Annotated in this window: 22 protein-coding genes; 14 read left to right on the top strand and 8 right to left on the bottom strand. The window is 70.5% G+C overall.

What is annotated here, in order from left to right:
- Window positions 1–21 precede the first annotated feature (21 nt).
- On the top strand, window positions 22–1,032 hold the full coding sequence (locus FBY40_RS01860) for a LacI family DNA-binding transcriptional regulator (protein WP_141935962.1): 1,011 nt from the start codon (window positions 22–24) through the stop codon (window positions 1,030–1,032).
- 39 nt (window positions 1,033–1,071) lie between these two features.
- Here the strand turns inward: FBY40_RS01860 and FBY40_RS01855 are convergent, their stop codons facing one another.
- Window positions 1,072–2,397 carry a uracil-xanthine permease family protein gene (locus FBY40_RS01855; protein WP_141935960.1) on the bottom strand — a complete coding sequence of 442 codons (1,326 nt, stop codon included), beginning with the start codon at window positions 2,395–2,397 and terminating at the stop codon, window positions 1,072–1,074.
- 172 nt (window positions 2,398–2,569) lie between these two features.
- On the opposite strand from FBY40_RS01855, the gene FBY40_RS01850 reads away from it, so the two are divergent.
- Entirely contained in the window at window positions 2,570–3,313 is a 744-nt protein-coding gene (locus tag FBY40_RS01850) for an ABC transporter ATP-binding protein (protein ID WP_141939961.1), read from the top strand.
- Window positions 3,295–4,872 (top strand): hypothetical protein, encoded by a 1,578-nt coding sequence (locus FBY40_RS01845; RefSeq protein ID WP_141935959.1) that lies wholly within the window; start codon window positions 3,295–3,297, stop codon window positions 4,870–4,872. Before FBY40_RS01850 ends, FBY40_RS01845 begins: the two co-directional genes overlap by 19 nt.
- Before the next feature lie 20 nt (window positions 4,873–4,892).
- Here the strand turns inward: FBY40_RS01845 and FBY40_RS01840 are convergent, their stop codons facing one another.
- Together FBY40_RS01840 and purD are read right to left on the bottom strand one after the other, a co-directional pair.
- Window positions 4,893–5,753, bottom strand: a complete 861-nt coding sequence (locus FBY40_RS01840; RefSeq protein WP_235014444.1) for a phosphoribosylaminoimidazolesuccinocarboxamide synthase — start codon at window positions 5,751–5,753, stop codon at window positions 4,893–4,895.
- A gap of 214 nt (window positions 5,754–5,967) precedes the next feature.
- Window positions 5,968–7,230 carry a phosphoribosylamine--glycine ligase gene (purD, locus tag FBY40_RS01835; protein WP_141935956.1) on the bottom strand — a complete coding sequence of 421 codons (1,263 nt, stop codon included), beginning with the start codon at window positions 7,228–7,230 and terminating at the stop codon, window positions 5,968–5,970.
- A 72-nt stretch (window positions 7,231–7,302) separates the two neighbouring features.
- On the opposite strand from purD, the gene FBY40_RS01830 reads away from it, so the two are divergent.
- The 3 genes from FBY40_RS01830 to FBY40_RS01820 all read left to right on the top strand — a co-directional run bounded on the left by FBY40_RS01830 (window position 7,303) and on the right by FBY40_RS01820 (window position 8,551).
- On the top strand, window positions 7,303–7,656 hold the full coding sequence (locus FBY40_RS01830) for a sterol carrier family protein (protein WP_141935954.1): 354 nt from the start codon (window positions 7,303–7,305) through the stop codon (window positions 7,654–7,656).
- A 44-nt stretch (window positions 7,657–7,700) separates the two neighbouring features.
- Entirely contained in the window at window positions 7,701–8,132 is a 432-nt protein-coding gene (locus tag FBY40_RS01825; protein WP_124292136.1) for a hypothetical protein, read from the top strand.
- Between the two features lie 74 nt (window positions 8,133–8,206).
- Window positions 8,207–8,551, top strand: a complete 345-nt coding sequence (locus FBY40_RS01820; RefSeq protein WP_141935953.1) for a potassium transporter Trk — start codon at window positions 8,207–8,209, stop codon at window positions 8,549–8,551.
- A gap of 3 nt (window positions 8,552–8,554) precedes the next feature.
- Here the strand turns inward: FBY40_RS01820 and FBY40_RS01815 are convergent, their stop codons facing one another.
- Entirely contained in the window at window positions 8,555–9,160 is a 606-nt protein-coding gene (locus FBY40_RS01815) for a zinc-binding alcohol dehydrogenase (RefSeq protein ID WP_141935951.1), read from the bottom strand.
- A 46-nt stretch (window positions 9,161–9,206) separates the two neighbouring features.
- On the opposite strand from FBY40_RS01815, the gene purM reads away from it, so the two are divergent.
- The 3 genes from purM (at window position 9,207) to FBY40_RS01800 (ending at window position 12,416) form a co-directional block, all read left to right on the top strand.
- Window positions 9,207–10,358, top strand: a complete 1,152-nt coding sequence (gene purM / locus FBY40_RS01810; RefSeq protein ID WP_235014442.1) for a phosphoribosylformylglycinamidine cyclo-ligase — start codon at window positions 9,207–9,209, stop codon at window positions 10,356–10,358.
- A gap of 6 nt (window positions 10,359–10,364) precedes the next feature.
- The gene (purF, locus tag FBY40_RS01805; protein ID WP_141935950.1) at window positions 10,365–11,825 is read left to right on the top strand and encodes an amidophosphoribosyltransferase; all 1,461 of its coding nucleotides are present in this window, start codon (window positions 10,365–10,367) and stop codon (window positions 11,823–11,825) included.
- Between the two features lie 201 nt (window positions 11,826–12,026).
- A complete protein-coding gene (locus tag FBY40_RS01800; protein ID WP_235014440.1) occupies window positions 12,027–12,416 on the top strand; it encodes a TIGR02611 family protein in 390 nt (129 codons plus the stop codon).
- A gap of 57 nt (window positions 12,417–12,473) precedes the next feature.
- On the opposite strand, the gene FBY40_RS01795 is transcribed toward FBY40_RS01800, so the two are convergent.
- A complete protein-coding gene (locus tag FBY40_RS01795; RefSeq protein WP_124292140.1) occupies window positions 12,474–12,641 on the bottom strand; it encodes a DUF3073 family protein in 168 nt (55 codons plus the stop codon).
- Window positions 12,642–12,803: 162 nt separating this feature from the next.
- Between FBY40_RS01795 and FBY40_RS01790 the strand changes: the two genes are divergently transcribed.
- Window positions 12,804–13,337: a universal stress protein gene (locus FBY40_RS01790; protein WP_141935948.1), complete on the top strand. Its 534-nt coding sequence runs from the start codon at window positions 12,804–12,806 to the stop codon at window positions 13,335–13,337.
- 12 nt (window positions 13,338–13,349) lie between these two features.
- On the opposite strand, the gene FBY40_RS01785 is transcribed toward FBY40_RS01790, so the two are convergent.
- Window positions 13,350–13,961, bottom strand: coding sequence for a PadR family transcriptional regulator (locus FBY40_RS01785; RefSeq protein ID WP_141935947.1), 612 nt, complete (start codon window positions 13,959–13,961; stop codon window positions 13,350–13,352).
- Window positions 13,958–14,854, bottom strand: coding sequence for a DUF4097 family beta strand repeat-containing protein (locus FBY40_RS01780; protein ID WP_141935945.1), 897 nt, complete (start codon window positions 14,852–14,854; stop codon window positions 13,958–13,960). Before FBY40_RS01780 ends, FBY40_RS01785 begins: the two co-directional genes overlap by 4 nt.
- A 157-nt stretch (window positions 14,855–15,011) precedes the next feature.
- Between FBY40_RS01780 and FBY40_RS01775 the strand changes: the two genes are divergently transcribed.
- Entirely contained in the window at window positions 15,012–15,770 is a 759-nt protein-coding gene (locus FBY40_RS01775; RefSeq protein ID WP_141935944.1) for a MerR family transcriptional regulator, read from the top strand.
- A gap of 99 nt (window positions 15,771–15,869) precedes the next feature.
- On the opposite strand, the gene FBY40_RS17405 is transcribed toward FBY40_RS01775, so the two are convergent.
- Window positions 15,870–16,034, bottom strand: coding sequence for a hypothetical protein (locus FBY40_RS17405; RefSeq protein WP_164478137.1), 165 nt, complete (start codon window positions 16,032–16,034; stop codon window positions 15,870–15,872).
- 239 nt (window positions 16,035–16,273) lie between these two features.
- Here FBY40_RS17405 and FBY40_RS01770 point away from each other — a divergent pair, with 239 nt between their 5' ends.
- Genes FBY40_RS01770 through FBY40_RS01760 form a run of 3 tightly spaced genes read left to right on the top strand, consistent with a single transcriptional unit; the run spans window position 16,274 to window position 18,025 of the window.
- Complete coding sequence (locus FBY40_RS01770; RefSeq protein WP_124292145.1) at window positions 16,274–16,543, top strand: DUF7218 family protein; 270 nt, start codon at window positions 16,274–16,276, stop codon at window positions 16,541–16,543.
- A gap of 23 nt (window positions 16,544–16,566) precedes the next feature.
- Window positions 16,567–17,532, top strand: coding sequence for a DNA topoisomerase IB (locus tag FBY40_RS01765; protein ID WP_141935942.1), 966 nt, complete (start codon window positions 16,567–16,569; stop codon window positions 17,530–17,532).
- Window positions 17,533–17,584: 52 nt separating this feature from the next.
- The gene (locus FBY40_RS01760) at window positions 17,585–18,025 is read left to right on the top strand and encodes a fluoride efflux transporter FluC (RefSeq protein WP_235014437.1); all 441 of its coding nucleotides are present in this window, start codon (window positions 17,585–17,587) and stop codon (window positions 18,023–18,025) included.
- Window positions 18,026–18,030 lie beyond the last annotated feature (5 nt).

The following is an 18,030-nucleotide window of genomic DNA, read 5'->3' as shown; positions in this document are numbered from 1 at the left end:
CCGCGGGCAAGGAGGCATCCCATGAGCAGTGACACCAGGGCTGCCGCGACCATCGAAGAGGTGGCCGCGGCCGCCGGGGTCTCCCGGTCGACGGTATCGCGCGTGGTCAACGGGTCGACGGCGGTGAGCCCCGCCGCGTTGGAATCGGTGCGGCGCGCCATCGCCGATCTGAACTACGTGCCCAATCGCGCGGCCCGCTCCCTTGCCAGCCGTCAGACCCACGCGGTGGCGCTCATCGTGCCCGAGGACACGACCCGCTTCTTCGGCGACCCGTTCTTCGCGGCGATCGTGTCGGGCATCAACCGTCGTCTGAGCCGCTCGGACTACGTCCTGAACCTCTTCATCGCCAGCGACGATCCCGGAGACAAGACGACGAGCTATCTGCGGAGCGGTTCTGTCGACGGGGCGGTGGTGGTGTCGCACCACACGAGCGACACGTTCCTCGACCGCATCGCCAGCGCTCTCCCGGTCGTGTACGGCGGCCGGCCGCCCCGGCTCGGCCCCCTGGACTACTACGTCGACGTCGACAACCTGCGGGGCGGGAAGGATGCCGCGGCGCACCTCATCGCGAAGGGCCGGCGTCGCATCGCGACGATCACGGGGTCACTGACGATGGCGGCGGGCGTCGACCGACTGGCAGGATTCCGCGAGGCGCTGGCAGCGGAGGGACTCACGGAGGTGGCGGCCGAGGACGGCGACTTCACGACCGACGGCGGAATGCGCGCGATGGAGCGCATCGTCTACAGCGGGGTGGAGTTCGACGGGCTGTTCGTCGCGAGCGACCTCATGGCCCAGGGTGCCGTGGAGGTGCTGCGTCGCACCGGACGCCGCGTTCCCGAAGACGTCGCCGTCGTCGGCTTCGATGACTCACCCATCGCCGTGGCGGTGCAGCCGGCCCTCACGACGATGCGTCAGCCCTCTCTGCAGCAGGGCGAGCAGATGGCGGGGGTGCTCCTCGACCTTCTGGCCGGGCGGAATCCGCCGCACGCCACGATCCTCGGCACCGAACTGGTGGTGCGCGACTCGACCTGACTTCCCTGCCGACCCACTCCGCAGCTGAGCGCCCCCGGATCAGCGTTCGACGGGATCGCCGCCGAGCTGTCCCACCGCCGGAAGCGGGCCACCGTCGTCGGCGCCCGTCCGACGCCATCGCGCGACGGCGTTGCCGAGGTGATAGATCACGAGCGCCGCGGCCGTTCCCAGCACGATCGCCCCGAGCTGGAAGTCGCCCCACTCGAGGGTGAAACCGGCGATGGCGACGACCAGGGCGACGGCCGCGGTGTACTGGTTGACGGGCCGGGAGAAGTCCACACGGTTGTCGACCCAGATCTTGATGCCGATGATGCCGATCAGCCCGTACAGGGCGGTGGTGACACCCCCGAGCACCCCCGCGGGGATCGAGTTGAACAGCGCCCCCACCTTCGGTGACAGGCTGAGCAGGATGGCGGTGGCTCCCGCCACCCAGTACGCCGCGGTGGAGTACACCCGCGTCGCCGCCATCACGCCGATGTTCTCGCCGTAGGTCGTCGTGCCCGAACCGCCGAAGAACCCCGCGAGCGTGGTGGCGGCTCCGTCGGCGATGAGGGCGCGTCCGGTCGAGCGGTTCACCGAGGCATCCGTCATCGTCGCCACGCCACGGACGTGCCCGACGTTCTCGGCGATGAGCACCAGCACGACGGGCAGGAACATCGCGATGACGCTCCACGTGCCGGGCGAGCCGAAGTCGGCGATCTGGAACTCAGGGAGGCCCACCCAGGCGGCCTCACCGACGGCGGTGAAGTCGACGGCGCCCACGAGAAGGGCGACGACGTACCCCACCACGACACCGAGGAAGATCGAGATGCGCCCGAGGAAGCCGCGGAACAGAACGCTGAAGAGGATGACGGCGGTCAGGGTGACCGTCGCGATCACCGGCTGCTGCTGATAGCTGTCCCACGCCACCGGGGCGAGGTTGAAGCCGATGAGGGCGACGATGGCTCCCGCCACGACCGGCGGCATCAGCTTTTCGATCCAGCCGAGACCGGCGAGCTGGACCACGACGCCGACAGCGGCGAGCAGCACGCCGACGGCGACGATGCCCGCCAGCGCCGAGCCCATGCCCTGCGAGGCGGTGGCGGCGGTGACGGGGGCGATGAAGGCGAACGACGATCCCAGATAGCTGGGCAGACGGTTGCGTGTGATGAGGAGGAAGAGGAGGGTGCCGACGCCGGAGAAGAGCAGCGTGGTCGAGACCGGGAAGCCGGTGAGCACCGGAACGAGGAACGTCGCACCGAACATCGCGATGACGTGCTGGATGCCGAGGGCGATCGTCGCTCCCCAGTTGAGGCGTTCCTGCGGGCCGACGACGCTTCCGGGTGCGACGGTGCGGCCGTCTCCGTGCAGCTTCCAGAGGGGCATGGGTGGGTCTTCCTTCCGCGGATGGCGGGACTCACCCTATCGGCCGGGGCGCCTCTCTCGAGTTGCCGCGGCGAGCGGTTTCCGGAATGCTGTACGGGCGCTGATATACCGGCGCGTTGACGGACGGAGCGATGTGAACGATTCCCGCACCACCGCACCGCCCTCGGCGGCGATGCAACTCACTGGTCTGCACAAGCGTTTCGGCGAGAAGGTCGCCGTCGAGGCACTCACCCTCACCGTCCCGACCGGGTCGTTCTACGGCTTGGTCGGACCCAACGGTGCCGGCAAGACGACCACGCTCTCGATGGCGACCGGGCTCCTGCAGCCCGACGCGGGACAGGCCTTCATCCACGGGGTCGACGTGTGGCGGAATCCGGTCGAGGCCAAGCGCATGCTCGGAAATCTCGCAGACGGGGTCAAGCTCTTCGACCGCCTCACCGGAGAGCAGCTGGTGACCTACACCGGCATGCTCTTCGGTCTGCCGCACGACGAGATCGCGCGTCGCACGGCTGACCTGCTGTCGCTCCTGGACATGACCGAGGCCGCCGGCGTGCTCGTCGTGGACTACTCCGCGGGCATGACGAAGAAGATCGCGCTGGCCTGTGCGCTCGTGCACGCCCCGCGCGTCCTCGTCCTCGACGAGCCCTTCGAGTCGGTCGACCCGGTGTCGGCGGCGAACATCCAGGATATCCTCACCGGCTACGTCGCCACCGGCGGCACCGTCATCGTCTCGAGCCACTCGATGGACCTCGTCCAGCGCATGTGCGATCACGTCGCCGTCGTCGCGGGCGGCCGCCTGCTCGTCGCGGGGACGGTCGACGATGTGCGCGCAGGCCAGTCGCTTCAGGACCGCTTCGTCGAACTGGTCGGCGGTCGCCGCCACGGGGAGGGGCCGGAATGGTTGCGACACTCCTGAGGCTGCGGTTCCGCGTGCTGGGCAACCAGCTGGCGCGGAGCCCGTGGCAGCTCGTCGGCTTCCTCTTCGGCTGCGTCTACGGGCTCGGGATGCTGGCGGGCGTCGTCATCGGCCTGGTATTGCTCGGCTCCGCACCGCTCGATCTGGCATCGGCGATCGTCGTCGGGGTGGGCGCCCTCGTCACGCTCGGGTGGGTGCTCGGACCGCTCCTCGTCGCCGGCGTCGACACGACGCTCGAGCCCGACCGGCTCGTCACCTTCCCCATGACGGTGGACCGGATGATGGTCGCACTGACCTTCGCGGGGATCTGCGGCATCCCGGGCATCGTGACCTCCGTGGCCGCCCTCGCCACCGTCGCCACCTGGATGCGGACCCCGGCCTCGCTCGTCGCCTGGGTCGTCGCCGCCCCGCTGGCGATCCTCACCGCGGTCATCGCGTCGCGCACGATGGCCGCGCTCGCCGTGGGGCTGAGCGGCGGCCGCCGCTTCCGCGAGATCGCGGGGGTGCTGATCTTCATCCCCCTCGTGCTCGCGGGCCCGATCATCATCGCGGTCACCACCGGGTTCGCGCTGAACATCGACACGGTGGCGATCGCCGTCGAGGTCGTCTCGTGGACACCGCTCGGCGCCGCGTGGGCGATTCCGGCCGCCGCCGCGGCGGGCGAGTATCTGCCCGCCCTGGTGAAGTTCCTCATCGCGGTCGGGACCGTCGTGATCCTCTGGGTGCTGTGGCGCCGGGCGCTCGCAGACGCGCTGGTGCGGCCGCGCAACGCCGGCGGGGCCGCAGCGAAGCCCGGCGCGCTCGGGTGGTTCGGGCGCGTGCCGACGGGAGGGTTCGGGGCGATCTACGCGCGGTCGCTCACCTACTGGCTGCGCGACCCCCGCTACCTCCGCCAGCTCATCGTCGTTCCGCTCGTCCCGGTCATCCTGTGGTTCTACTCCCGCGGCGGCGACGCGCTGGGCGCCGTGAGCTGGAGCGGCCTGCTCATCGCGCTGGTCATCGGCATCGTCATCTACGCCGACATCTCCTACGACGGCACCGCCTTCGGCACCCAGCTGGCGACCGGGGTCTCGGGGCGCGCCGACCGGTTCGGGCGCACCCTCGCCGCGGCGACGCTGGCGCTGCCGCTCACGGTGGCAGGGGCCGTGCTGCCCTTCGCCTTCTCGGGCGACTGGTCGCAGGCGCCCGCCGTGCTGGGGGCGAGCCTCGGGGTCCTCGGCATCTCCTACGGTGTGTGCGCGGTGACCTCGGCGCAGTTCGTGGTGCCCGTCGCCGCACCCGGAGACAACCCGTTCAAGCGGGTACCGGGGGTGACCTTCGTCCAGGGGCTCATCTTCATGGGCATCTGGCTGATCGCGATCGTGCTGTCCGCGCCGTCGGTGGTGATGGCGCTCATCGCCTTCTTCACGGGGAACACGGTGCTGGGCCTCATCGCAGGGCTCGTCGGGCTTGTGATGGGCGCCGTCGTCTTCGCCGGGGGGATGGTGGTCGGCGGCCGGACCCTCGACCGCACCGGCCCGGTGCTGCTGTCGCGGTTGAAGGCGATGCGCAACGCCTGAGGCGCGGCGGGGCCGGGGGCTCAGGCGGTGAGGCGGTCGATCAGCTCGCGATAGCGGTCGGCGGTGCGCTCGACGATCTCGGCGGGGAGCGCGGGCGGGGCACCGGTGCGGTCCCAGTGCGCGGCGAGCCAGTCGCGGACGATCTGCTTGTCGAAGCTCGCCATCCGCTCCTCGGGAGTGGTGCCGCTCGCCCAGGCCTCGGCATCCCAGTACCGCGACGAGTCACTGGTCAGCACCTCGTCGGCCAGGCGCAGCACGCCGGCGTCGTCGACGCCGAACTCGAACTTGGTGTCGGCGAGGATGAGGCCACGTTCTTCGGCGATAGCCGCCGCGCGGCGGTAGATGTCGAGCGAGGCATCGCGCAGCTCTTCGGCGCGCTCACGACCGACGAGGTCGACCGTGCGGTCGAACGAGATGTTCTCGTCATGCTCGCCCAGCGGCGCCTTGTACGCGGGGGTGAAGAGGGGCTCGGGCAGGCGGTCGCCGTTTCCGAGACCGGCGGGAAGAGGGATGTCGCAGACCGTGCCGTGCTGCTGATACTCCGCCCAGCCCGATCCCGTCAGGTAGCCGCGGACGACGCACTCCACCGGCAGCATCTCCAGGCGCCGGGTGAGCATCGTCCGCCCGCGCACCTCCGCGGGGATCTCTCCCTCCCGAAGATGGTTCGGCACCCCGAGGCGGTCGAACCACCACAGGCTCAGCCGCGTGAGCAGCTCGCCCTTGCCGGGAATGCCGGGGGAGAGCACGTGGTCGAACGCGCTCACCCGGTCGCTCGCGACCACCAGCATCCGGTCTTCTGGCTCGTCGGTGGGGAGGTACAGGTCACGCACCTTGCCGGAGTAGACGTGCCGCCAGCCGGGAAGCGTAGAGGGGAGGGTCACCCGCCCATTATCCCGACCCGCTCCGCGTGCCGCGGCTCGGTCATCGTCATCGTCGAGCGAGGAGCGGAAACGCGCGTGCGTCGCGTCGGACTGAGCTCGCCGGCGGCCGCTCTGGCGGTGCATGTCACCCGCAACACCCTGCTCAACGACCGGGACGTTTCGTCTCGCTGCGCTCGCTCAACGACCGGGGACGCCGCTCGGCGACCGGGACGGGTCAGGCCTGCGCGGCGATGTCGGTGCGGAACTGCCCGCCCTCGAGTGTGATGCGGCCCATCGCGTCGTAGGCGCGATCGCGCGCCTCGGCGAAGGTCGGTGCGACGGCGACCACATTCAGCACCCGGCCGCCCGTGGCGACGAGGTCGTCACCCTCGACCCGGGTCGCCGCGTGGGCCAGGTGCACCCCCGCGACGCTCGCCGCGGCATCCGTCCCCTCGATGACCCGGCCGGTGACCGGACCCGCAGGGTATCCCTCGCTCGCGAGCACCACGGTCACCGCCTTGGCGTCGCTGAACCGCGGGCGCGCGAGACCTTCGAGCCGGCCCGAGGCGGCGGCCAGCAGCAGCTCCGACAGCGGTTCGGCGAGGCGGGGAAGCACGACCTGCGTTTCGGGGTCGCCGAAGCGCGCGTTGAACTCGATGACCTTCACGCCTGCGTCGGTGACGATGAGGCCGGCGTAGAGCAGTCCGATGAACGGGGTGCCCTCGGCATCCAGCTGGCTGATGACGGGTGCGGCGACCTCGGTCGTGACGAGGTCGACGAAGGCCTCCTCGCTGCCGAACCGATCGGCCAGCCACGGCAGCGGGGAGTACGCGCCCATGCCGCCGGTGTTGGGGCCGGCGTCGCCGTCGGCGAGGCGCTTGAAGTCCTGGGCGGGGCTGAGGGGCAGCACCCGGTCGCCGTCGCTGAGGAAGAACAGCGACACCTCGGGCCCGGCGAGGAACTCCTCGATCAGCACCGGACCGGTCGGCAGGTACATCTCGGCATGAGCGAGGGCGGCGGCGCGGTCGTCGGTGACGATGACGCCCTTCCCGGCGGCGAGGCCGTCGGCCTTGACCACGTGCGGTGCGCCGACGTCGTCGAGCGCGGCGGCCACCTCGTCGAGGGTGCGGGCCCGCAGGGCGCGCCCGGTCGGCACGCCCGCGGCCTCCATGATCCGCTTCGCGAACGCCTTCGACCCCTCGAGCCGCGCAGCGGCGCGACTCGGGCCGAAGGCGGGGATGCCGCGCTCGCGCACCGCGTCGGCCACGCCTGCGACGAGGGGCGCCTCGGGGCCTATCACGACGAGATCGATGTTCTGGGCCAGCGCGAACGACGTCACGGCGGTGGGGCTGTCGGGGTCGAGCTCGACGATCGTCGCATCCCGGGCGATGCCGGCGTTGCCCGGGGCGGCGAAGATCTCGTGCTGCGCCTCCTCGCTGCGGAGGGCAAGGACGATGGCGTGCTCGCGGGCTCCCGCGCCGAGGACCAGGATTCTCACCCGGCCAGCCTATCGATGCGCGCCGAGGCGCCACGGGCGCTCGGGCACGAGGGCCCGGCGTACGGTGAGAGGATGCCGCGGAAGATCACCACCGACGAGGGGCGCGCCGCGCTCGACGCCGCACGTCGGCCCGGGGCGCCACGCCCGGCCCAGGCCACGGCGGTGCGCTACCTCCTGCAGCTGCTCGCCGAGAAGGCGCCGGGCCACTCGGTCGAGGTGCGGGTCCCGCCCTTCGGGGCGGTGCAGGTCATCGAGGGCCCGCGGCACACCCGTGGAACCCCGCCCAACGTGGTGGAGATGGATGCCGCGACCTGGCTCGCCCTCGCCACCGGCGCCGAGCAGTGGGCCGATGCCGCCGCGGCGGGCCGCATCCAGGCATCCGGGGTCCGCGCCGACATCAGCGCACTCCTGCCGCTGCGGCCCTGACCCCGGCGGCCCCCACCCCTCATCGCCGGTGCCACAATGAGGGCATGGCGCGCGGCCGCGCCGGCCGCGACGGCTGGCAGGGAAACCCCGACGACGAACACGTCGTCGATGAAGAGCGCATCCCCGCCGTCGTCCATCGCTCGCCGCGCTACGGCCGGTTCCTCGTCATCGGCGTGCTGTCGGGTGTCGCGCTGGCCCTCCTCTACGTCTTCGTCGGCAACCCCGGCGGCCCCGCCTCCGACAGCCTCGGGGGCGCGTTCCGCGTCGCCGGGGTGCTGAGCGTCGTCTTCGCCGGGCTCGGCCTGCTCGTCTCCGCGCTCGTGGTGCTGGTCGTCGACGCCGTCATCAGCAGGCGGAGACGGATGCTGCAGGCGCAGCGCGACACGACGCTCGTCGACGATCTGCGCCGCCCGGTCTCCGACGATCCGCCGCCGTGGCGGCCTGCCGACCCCGACCCGAAGAAGCGACCGCGCTGACGTCGCCCCTGCGGGCCCGACCGCGCCCGCACCGGCGCGACGCCGCCCGAAGCTCGGGGTGGGACAATGGGGGCATGGCAGATGAGCCGCGTCGTCCCGACCTCCGTCCCCCCGCCCGGGATGAGGTCGAGACCGTGTCGGTGCGCCGATCGCCGAAGTACTCCGCCTTCCTGCTGGTCGGCGCCGCACTCGGCATCCTCACCGCCCTCATCCTCACCTTCGGCTTCAACGGCTCCGCGCAGGTGAGCGACAACACCGGGCTGGAGTACTCCAGCGGCCAGGTGTTCGGCTTCCTGCTGCTGATCTTCATCCCCGTCGGTCTGGCGGTGATGGGCGCCGTCGCGCTCATCCTCGACCGCACCTCGGGGCGCCGCACACGTCAGGTGCGCGTGGACCACACCCTCACCCGCGAGGACTGATCCTCACGCCAGCTCGGCGATGATCGGGTGAATCGCGGTGTCGAACGCCGCGATGTCGCCGCGCAGCCCGTCGGTGACGGCGATCGTGAGCGATCCGATCCACCACACCCCCCGCTGGGCGAGGGGAAGCACCTGCACGTTCAACTCGAACGAATGCGCGCGTCGACCCACCTGCCGCTCGTGCTCGGCGATCGCGCTGGCGTACGCGCGATACGCGCTGTGCGACCCGGCCTCGCGGCTGTATCGCGCATGCACGTCCTCGGCGAAGGCGACGGCCTCCGCCGCGTGCGGCACGATCGCCTCGCGCAGCTCGTCCATCCCCTCGGTGGGGAGGGCGACGTAGACGCCGAACCCGTCGACGAGGTCGAGCGGCACGGGCGACGGGTGCGCCTGCGGCTCGACGGTCAGCGCCCAGAACTCCCGCCACTGCCGCTCCAGGAGCGACTGCGCCTTCTCGTTCCGATCGTTGACACGGGAAGGGATGCCACGAAGCGGCGGCAGCTCGTCGGGCGACCGGATCCCAAGGGCCTGTCGCAGGTAGAGGGCGATCAGCACCGGCCGACCCGCGTCCTCGCGGATCAGCCACTCCGGACCGCCGGCACCGCCCATGCCGCCAGTGTAAAGGCCGCTGTTTGGGCGCGGGTAGGCTGAGCGGGTGGACCGCATCTCTGGCGACACTTCCCCCTCCTCTCCCGAGAATCCCTACGCGGCTGCGGGCGTCGACACCGCGGCGGGCGACCTGGCCGTGGAGCTGATGAAGGGCGCCGTCGCGCGCACCCACGGCCCCGAGGTGCTGGGCGGGGTCGGCGGCTTCGCCGGTCTCTTCGACGCCTCGGCGCTGCGCGGATACGAGCGGCCGCTGCTCGCGACGAGCACAGACGGCGTGGGGACGAAGGTCGCGATCGCGCAGGCGATCGACAAGCACGACACCATCGGTCTCGACCTCGTGGGCATGGTCATCGACGACATCGCCGTGGTCGGCGCCCGACCGCTGTTCATGACCGACTACATCGCCTGCGGCAAGGTCGTCCCGGCCCGCATCGCCGACATCGTCGCGGGGATCGCCCGCGGCTGCAGCGAGACGGGAGCGGCGCTCGTGGGTGGCGAGACCGCCGAGCACCCGGGACTTCTCGGGCCGAACGACTACGACGTCGCCGGTGCCGCGACCGGTGTCGTCGAGGCATCCGCTGTTCTCGGGCCCGAGCGCGTGCGCCCGGGCGATGTCGTCCTCGCCCTCGCCTCGAGTGGTCCGCATTCGAACGGCTACTCCCTCATCCGCCACATCGTCGCCGGTGCCGGCATCGGCTACGGCGATCGGGCCGCCGATTTCGGGATGACCTGGGGTGAGGCTCTGCTCGAACCCACCCGCCTCTACACCCGTCCGCTGCTCGACCTCATCGACGAGGTCGGCGACGGGGTGCACGCACTCAGCCACGTCACGGGCGGCGGCATCGCCGCCAACCTCGCGCGCGTGCTGCCGCGCGGCAGCTGGGTCGAGGTCGACCGCTCGACGTGGGAGCCCCCCGCGGTGTTCCAGGTGCTCGCCGACCTCGGCGACCTCCCGCTCACCGCGACCGAGGGCACCTGGAACCTCGGCATCGGATTCTTCGCCGTCGTCGCCCCCGAGACAGCGCCTGCCGCAACCGCGGCGCTCGTGCGCGCGGGCATCGCCACATGGCAGGTCGGCGTCGTCGGCGACGGCCCCGTGCCGGACGGCGAGTTCGAACAGGGCGCGAAGGGGGTCGACGGGGGCGCGGTGCGTCTGGTCGGCGCCTATGGCGGCATCCCCCGGATCGGAGCGAAGTAACACCACATGTGCGGAATCGTCGGGATGGTCGGGCGCGGGAGCGTCAACCAGGAGATCTACGACTCGCTCCTCCTCCTCCAGCATCGGGGGCAGGACTCCACCGGCATCGCCACGGCGGAGCCGAGCGGCGCGGTGCACATGCACAAGGCGCGCGGCATGGTGCGGGAGGCCTTCCGCACCCGCGACATGCGGGCGCTGCTGGGCACGATCGGTCTCGGTCACGTCCGCTACGCCACGAAGGGCACGGCCTCGAGCGAGGAGGAGGCGCAGCCGTTCTACGTCAACGCCCCCTACGGCATCGTGCTGATCCACAACGGCAACCTCACCAACACCCGTGAGCTGACCGACGAGCTGTTCCACAAAGACCGTCGTCACCTGAACACCTCCAGCGACACCGAGCTTCTCGTGAACGTGCTCGGTGGCGAGCTGCAGTCGACGATCTCGGGCCCCGAACTCGACCCCGACCAGGTCTTCGACGCGGTCACCCGGGTGCACGAGCGTGTGGAGGGATCGTACGCGGCGATCGCCCTCATCGCCGGTCACGGTCTGCTCGCGTTCCGCGACCCGTTCGGCATCCGACCGCTGATCCTCGGCACCCGTCGCCACGACGACGGCCACTACGAGTGGGTCGTCACCAGCGAGAGCCTCGTCCTCGAGAACGGCGAGTTCGAGGTGGTGCGCGACGTCGACCCCGGCGAGGCGGTGTTCATCGACCTCGAGGGGCAGCTGCACACCCGCCAGTGCGCGGCGGATCCGAAGCTCGTGCCGTGCTCGTTCGAGTACGTCTACCTTGCGCGGCCCGACTCGATCATGAACGGCATCTCGGTGTACGAGGCGCGGCTGCGCATGGGCGAGCGCCTGGCCGACACCATCGCGAAGTACACCCCGCCGGGGGCGATCGACGTGGTGATGCCGATCCCCGACTCGTCACGACCGGCGGCGATGCAGGTCGCCCGCAAGCTCGGCATCGAGTACCGCGAGGGCTTCTACAAGAACCGCTACATCGGCCGGACGTTCATCATGCCCGGGCAGGCGGTGCGCAGGAAGAGCGTGCGCCAGAAGCTCAACGCGATGTCGAGCGAGTTCAAGGGCAAGAACGTGCTTCTCATCGACGATTCGATCGTGCGGGGGACGACGTCGAAGGAGATCATCCAGATGGCCCGGGATGCCGGGGCGAAGAGTGTGACCTTCGCCTCGGCCGCACCGCCGGTGCGGTACCCCCACGTCTACGGCATCAACATGCCCTCACGTCTCGAGCTCGTCGCCCACGGGCGGACGATTCCCGAGATCGCCGCCGAGCTCGGGGCGGACTACATGGTCTACCAGGAGGTCGACGACCTGAAGGCGGCGATCCTCGAGGGCTCGGACGTCGAGGACCTCGACATGAGCTGCTTCGATGGTCGCTACGTCACCGGAACGGTGACCGAGGAGTACCTCGCCTGGGTCGAGGGCTCGCAGGAGAGCTGAGCAGCGCCCCGCCGCACCGCCCGCGGCGCGTGCCTGTTTCCTCACGAAGCTCGGAGAATCGCGCGAGACTCGGAGGGTTCGGGGCGAATCGTCCGAACTCCGCGCGATTCTCCGACGGTGCGAAGCGGGTGCGCGCCGGCGTGGGGTGTCTGCCCACCGGCCTCTCAGCCCTTTCGCGAGCGGCGTTGCTACCGTCGAAGGGTGTCCGCACCCGCGAACCCCGACCCGCAGCCGGCCGAGCCCGAGGGGCTCGAACGCGAGATCCGCAGCGAGATCGCCGAAGCCGAACGGCCGGATCGCCCGATCCGCGAGGCGCTCCGACGCGCGCGGGCGTGGGTGGCGGGTCATCCGCTTCTCGAACGGTTCTACCGTGTCGGGGTCGCGATCTTCGGCGGAGTCCTGGCGCTGGGCGGACTCATCCTCGTCCCGCTCCCCGGGCCCGGCTGGCTGGTCGTCTTCCTCGGACTCGCCGTGCTCGGCACCGAGTTCCACTGGGCACGACGCATCGCCGCATGGCTCAAGCGTCAGCTCGACCGCTTCTGGGCCTGGTGGCGGCAGCATCGCGCACAGCGCGCCGCCCGCCGGGCATAGCGTGCCACCCCGCCCTCACGGCGCGGGGAGAGTGCAGCGGTCAGAGCGACGAGGCTGTCAGGCCTTCTCGTCCTCGTACTCGCCTGCCCACTTGTCGACGTACTCGTCTTCACGAGTCGGGGAGCCGAGCTCACGTTCGAGTGCAGAGTAGTTGATGCTCTGCATGTCGTACTTGAGCTCACGGGCGATCTTGGTGTTCTTCGCCTTCTGTCGGCCACGCCCCATGCGAGACCCCCTCATGTCTGAGCCGCGGGCTGTTGTGCGCGGGCTGTCCGCGACGGTTACCCGGGCAATCACGAATCCGGCAACGAACCGGCAAGAGTAGCATTCAGAATATCACGGCGCCCCGCCCGACCGGCGGCCCCACGACTGGTGAAACGAGGATATATGAGCGAGGCGGAATCTCAGACCGCGGGAATCGATCTCGAGGCCCTGCACGGTGCGGTCATCGCCGGGGTCATCCCGGGTCAGTCGCCCCGCGTCCTCAACGAAGCCGGCCGCTACGCGCAGCTCCTCGGCGCGCCTCTCGTGGTGGTCCACGTCGACGTCACCCGCTTCGTCACGTATGAAGATCCTGACGGCTACGTCCACTCGGCGCCGATCGACATCAACATCGCCTCCGGCGAGGCAGACCTCAAGCTCATCCAGCAGGCGGCTGCGGCAGCCCTCGAGGGACACGGCGTCGACTGGCGTGTGCACCAGCTGGTCGGCGATCCGGCGCTGGCGATGAAGCACCTCGCCGACAAGGTCGACGCGAAGCTCCTCGTCGTCGGCACCCGCAAGCGCGGGATCGGCGAGTCGATCCGCGAGTTCTTCACCGGATCGGTCGCCGCGCGCCTGGCCCACCGTCAGCGCCGGCCGATCCTGGTCGTGCCTCTGGGCGAGCCGGTGCCCGAGGACGAGGAGATCTGGCCGGCGTGACGGTCGGGCAGGTCAGCCGCGCAGGGCGCGGATGATCTCGCGGGAGATCCGATCGAGGTCGTCGGCGAGGTGATCGACGACAGATGGTGACAGCTCGCCGCCCCGGGCGACGTGCGTCCTCAGGTCTCCCCGGATGCGGGCGCGGAACTCGGTGAGAGCCGCGTCGGCACGGTTCAGCTGTTCGCGATTGCGTCCTCGCGGGTCATCCGTCATGGTCCGCGCCGATTCGGTGCTCGCGCGTTCGTCGACGCGTGCGGCGGCGAGGTCGGCGCGAAGGCTCTTCATCGCCTCGCGCACGCTGCCGCGCACACCCTCGGCGATCAGTCGCACCGAGTCGCTGAGGCCCGCCTCGATGCCCTCGAGGTCGCTTGCGCGGGCTCGCACCTCGGCGCGACCGGCCTCGGTGATCTCGTAGACGGTCTTGCGGCCGTCGACGGTCTTGGTCACAAGGCCCTCCTCCTCGAGCTTGGCCAGCCGCGGATAGATGGTCCCCGCGCTCGGGGTGTACGTGCCGCCCGTGCGATCGGCGAGGGCCTGCATCACGTCGTAGCCGTGGCGCGGCCCCTCGTCGAGGAGGTTCAGCAGGTACAGGCGCAGGTCGCCATGTGAGAACACCGGCGTCATGACCAGTCCTCCCCGCGGCGGTCGTCGGCGCCCTCCACCTGAGCGGTGGGAACGTCGGCGGGGGCGACCCGCGGTGCACGGCGCAGCACGGTCAGGTCTCCCGAGACCGAGTTCGCGCGCACGTCGACGAACGAGCCGCTGAGCTCACCCGTCGACCCGCTGTAGCCGGTCGGACCGCGGCCCGAGCGCACGACGCCGTCGATCTGGATCCGGCCGCTGACGCTGCGCACGACGTAGTTGGCCGGCAGCGCCTCGTCGAGGCGGACGGTCGCATCTCCGCTGACGGTGTTGAGGTTCACGCTCTGCAGGGCGCCGGTCGAGTCGACCAGCATGGCGCCCGAGGCGGTGTCGATCGTGGCCTTGCGCAGCTCGCCGGTGGCGGTCACATCGCCCGAGACGCTGTTGGCCACGAGCCCGCCGACGAGCTCGCGCACCTGCACGTCGCCCGAGACGGCGTTGGCCGTGAGGTTGCCGGTGTGGCCGTCGACGATGATGTCGCCCGAGACGGTGTTGACGCGGGCGTCGTTGCGCAGCCCCGTGACCAGCGCGCTCGCGCTGACGACGCCGAGGTTGAGCGCGACCGAGCGGGGGACGGCGACGCTGATCTCCGCACGCGGGCCGCCCGCGCCGAAGTTGCGGAACACCTCCAGGAAGTTGTCCCAGCGCAGCTGCGGGTGGTCGATCTCGACGGTGCTGCCCTCTGCGCCGTCACCGGTCACCTCGATACGGAGGTCCTTGACCGTGACCGAATGCACCTCGATACGGGCGCCGGGCTCGTCGTGGGCGACGACGTCGATCTGGCCGCCGACGAGCCCGATCTTCAGAGCGGCGACGTGCTCGAGGTCGATGACGCGGGTTTCTCCCGGGTGGATGATCCACTTCTCCAGACTCATGACTCCTCCAAACTGCGAGACGCGATATATCTCGTTCGTCCTGAGGCTAACACGATATATCGCGTTCGCACCAGGACCAACGTCCCTTGCTTCGGAAATGCGTCTTGACTTTGACGCAACGTCAACCTCTACGGTCGTTTTCGAAGGAGGTTGAGCCATGGAGTGGTCGATTCAGCAGATCTCGCGGGCCGCAGGGACGACGAGCCGCACGCTGCGGCACTACGACGACATCGGATTGCTCGCTCCGACGCGTATCGGCGGCAACGGCTACCGGTACTACGACGGGTCGGCGCTGGTTCGTCTCCAGCGGATCCTGCTGCTTCGAGAACTCGGGCTCGGGCTCGAGCAGATCCGCGATCTGCTCGATCGAGACACGACCGAGGTGGACGCCCTCGAGAGGCATCTGGCCTGGCTCCGTGATGAGCAGAGCCGTCTGGCGCGTCAGATCGCGTCGGTGAAGGCGACCATCCACGCATTGAGAGGAGGTGAAGAACTGATGGCAGAGAACATGTTCGACGGGTTCGACCACACCCAGTACCGGGAAGAGGTCGAACAGCGCTGGGGCGCCGACGCGTACGAGCGGAGCGACCGCTGGTGGCGCGGGATGAGCGACGGTGAGCGCGCCGACTGGAAGGCCGGTGCCGCGGACCTCGGCCGCGACTGGATCGCCGCCGCCGAAGCCGGCATCGACCCGGAGAGCGACGAGGCGCAGGCGCTCGCCGCCCGCCACGTGGCGTGGCTGCGCAGCATCCCGGGGACTCCCGGTCAAGGATCTGCCCGCGAGCTCGCACAGTACGTGCGGGGCTTGGCCGACATGTACGTCGACGACCCGCGCTTCGCGGCGAACTACGGCGGGACAGCAGGCGCGCAGTTCGTGCGCGCGGCGCTGCGGCACCACGTGGACGCCCTGGGGTGAGAGACCCGAACGGAAAAGAGAAGGATGCCGCAGGCTCGAGGCCTGCGGCATCCTTTTCGTCGTTCCCGCGCTCTGTCCGTCGCGCGCGGGTGCGGGACGTCAGGTCCGGCGGCTGCCGGTGATGACGCGGAACAGGAAGGCGATCAGGGCGATGACGCCGACGATGAGCGCCACCCACAGCAGCCACTGCAGGGCGGAGTTCAGGCCGCCGACAATGGCAAGCACGATCGCAACCACGATGATGATGATCAGGGCGAGGTTCATGGGGCTCTCCTTGTCCGTATTCGGCGACCAGTGTCGGGTGCGCCGCGTGCCACTCGGCACTTTCACAGGTTCGCATCCCGCGGGCTCCGTCAGCAGGGGGTTGACGTCGTCCCCCGTGCGGTGTAGCCGCAGGCTGACGGCTATTCCCTGGGGAGGGGGATTGTCAAGCCGCTGTGCACCCGCAGCCATGGTCCTAACGTCGGCGGTGTGGTCGCTGCGACCGCGCGGAAGGAGGCATCATGCCCCAGGGACGTGGCTCGTCGAGCCTGAAGGACCCCGAGCTCTACGAAGAGCTCCGCAAGGACGGAGCGTCGAAGGAGAAGGCCGCACGCATCTCCAACGCCGCCGCTCGAGACGGCCGCAAGACCGTCGGCCGCCGGGGCGGTGAATCCGGCAACTACGAAGACTGGACGGTCGCCGAGCTCCGCGATCGTGCAAAGGAGCTCGGGCTGTCGGGATACTCGAACAAGAAGAAGGCGGAGCTCATCTCGATGCTCCGCGATCATTGAGCGCGACCGCGGAGGGGCGACGTATGGCGCGACTGGTGCGGGTGCGTCCCGGTGACGATCCCGGCTACCGCCGCGTGCGCTCGGGATCGAGCTTCCGCTACGTCGACGTCCACGGGTCATCCGCCCCCGAGGAGGATCGCGAGCGCATCCACCAGCTGGTGATCCCGCCCGCCTGGCAGGACGTCTGGATCTCCAGCGAGCCGATGGGCCACATCCAGGCGGTGGGGGTCGACGAGGCCGGGAGGCGCCAGTACCTGTACCACCCGAAGTGGCGGGAGCGCCGCGACCGGGGCAAGTTCGCACGCGCCCTGACCCTCGCCGAGGCACTCCCGCGTGCGAGGGCGAAGGCGACCACGGCCCTGCGGCGCGACGATCTCAGCCGCGAGAAGGTGCTGGCGGTCTCTTTCCGCCTGCTCGACGAAGGCGCGCCGCGGATCGGCTCGGCTCGCTATCTCGAGCGTCATGGCAGCCGCGGACTCACGACGCTCCAGCGCCGCGACGCGTCGGTGGAGGACTCCGTCATCACGCTGTCGTTCCCCGCCAAGAGCGGGCAGCGCGCACTCATCCGCATCGAGGACGACGAGCTCGCCGCGGTCATCGAAGAGCTCAGTGCCGGCCGCCCGCGCTCTGCGCTGCTGTCGTATCAGCGTGGCCGTCGGCGGGTGCCGGTGACCCCCGCCGATGTGAACAACCACGTCCGAGCTCTGACGGGTGGCCGCTTCACCGCCAAGGACTTCCGCACCCTGCGCGGCACGATCATGGCGGCCGAGGCCCTCGCCCGCATCGGCACCGTCGACACGGCGCGCGACCGCAAGCGCGCCGAGAAGCTCGCCGTGCGCGCCACCGCCGAGGCCCTCGGCAACACCCCTGCGGTCGCGCGCAGCAGTTATATCGACCCGAAGGTGTTCGCCCGCTATGACCGCGGGCGGCTGCTCGACCTGACGATCTCGCCCGAGTCGGCGATCCGCCAGCTGCTCACCGGTCGCTGACACCGGCCGCCCTCGCCCCGCGCCGCCGGTGGGCGGCGAGTACTGTGGCCGAGTGCCCGTCCGACCGCGCATCCGCCCCGATGTGCTCCTCGCCGTCATGGCCGGCGGGGCGGTCGGTGCGGGACTGCGGGCGCTGCTGCTCCTGCCTGCCGCCGGCGGCGGTCGCACCGAGGTCGTCGCGATCACCCTTGTCGAGAACGTCGTCGGATCCTTGATGCTCGGCATCGTCGTCGCGATCCTCGGTGATCGCCGGCCGCGGCTGCGGGCCTTCGCCGGCACCGGTGTGCTGGGCGGATTCACCACGTACAGCACGTTCGCCGTCCAGACGGTGCAGCTGACCGTGCCTCCGACCGTGGATGCCGCGGCGGCGGCGCTTCTGCTCGCGCTGGCCTCGCTGCTGCTCGGCCTCCTCGCCGCACTCGGCGGACTCGCCATCGGTCGTCGGCTCACCGGCGCACGGCCGGGTTCCGATGCCCCGCGGGAGGCCGAGTGAACCCG

It is taken from the genome of Microbacterium sp. SLBN-154 (assembly GCF_006715565.1).
In the GTDB taxonomy this organism is placed as follows: Bacteria; Actinomycetota; Actinomycetes; order Actinomycetales; family Microbacteriaceae; genus Microbacterium.
Note: the sequence above shows the minus strand (reverse complement) of the source record. Positions and strands in the feature narration are given on the sequence as shown.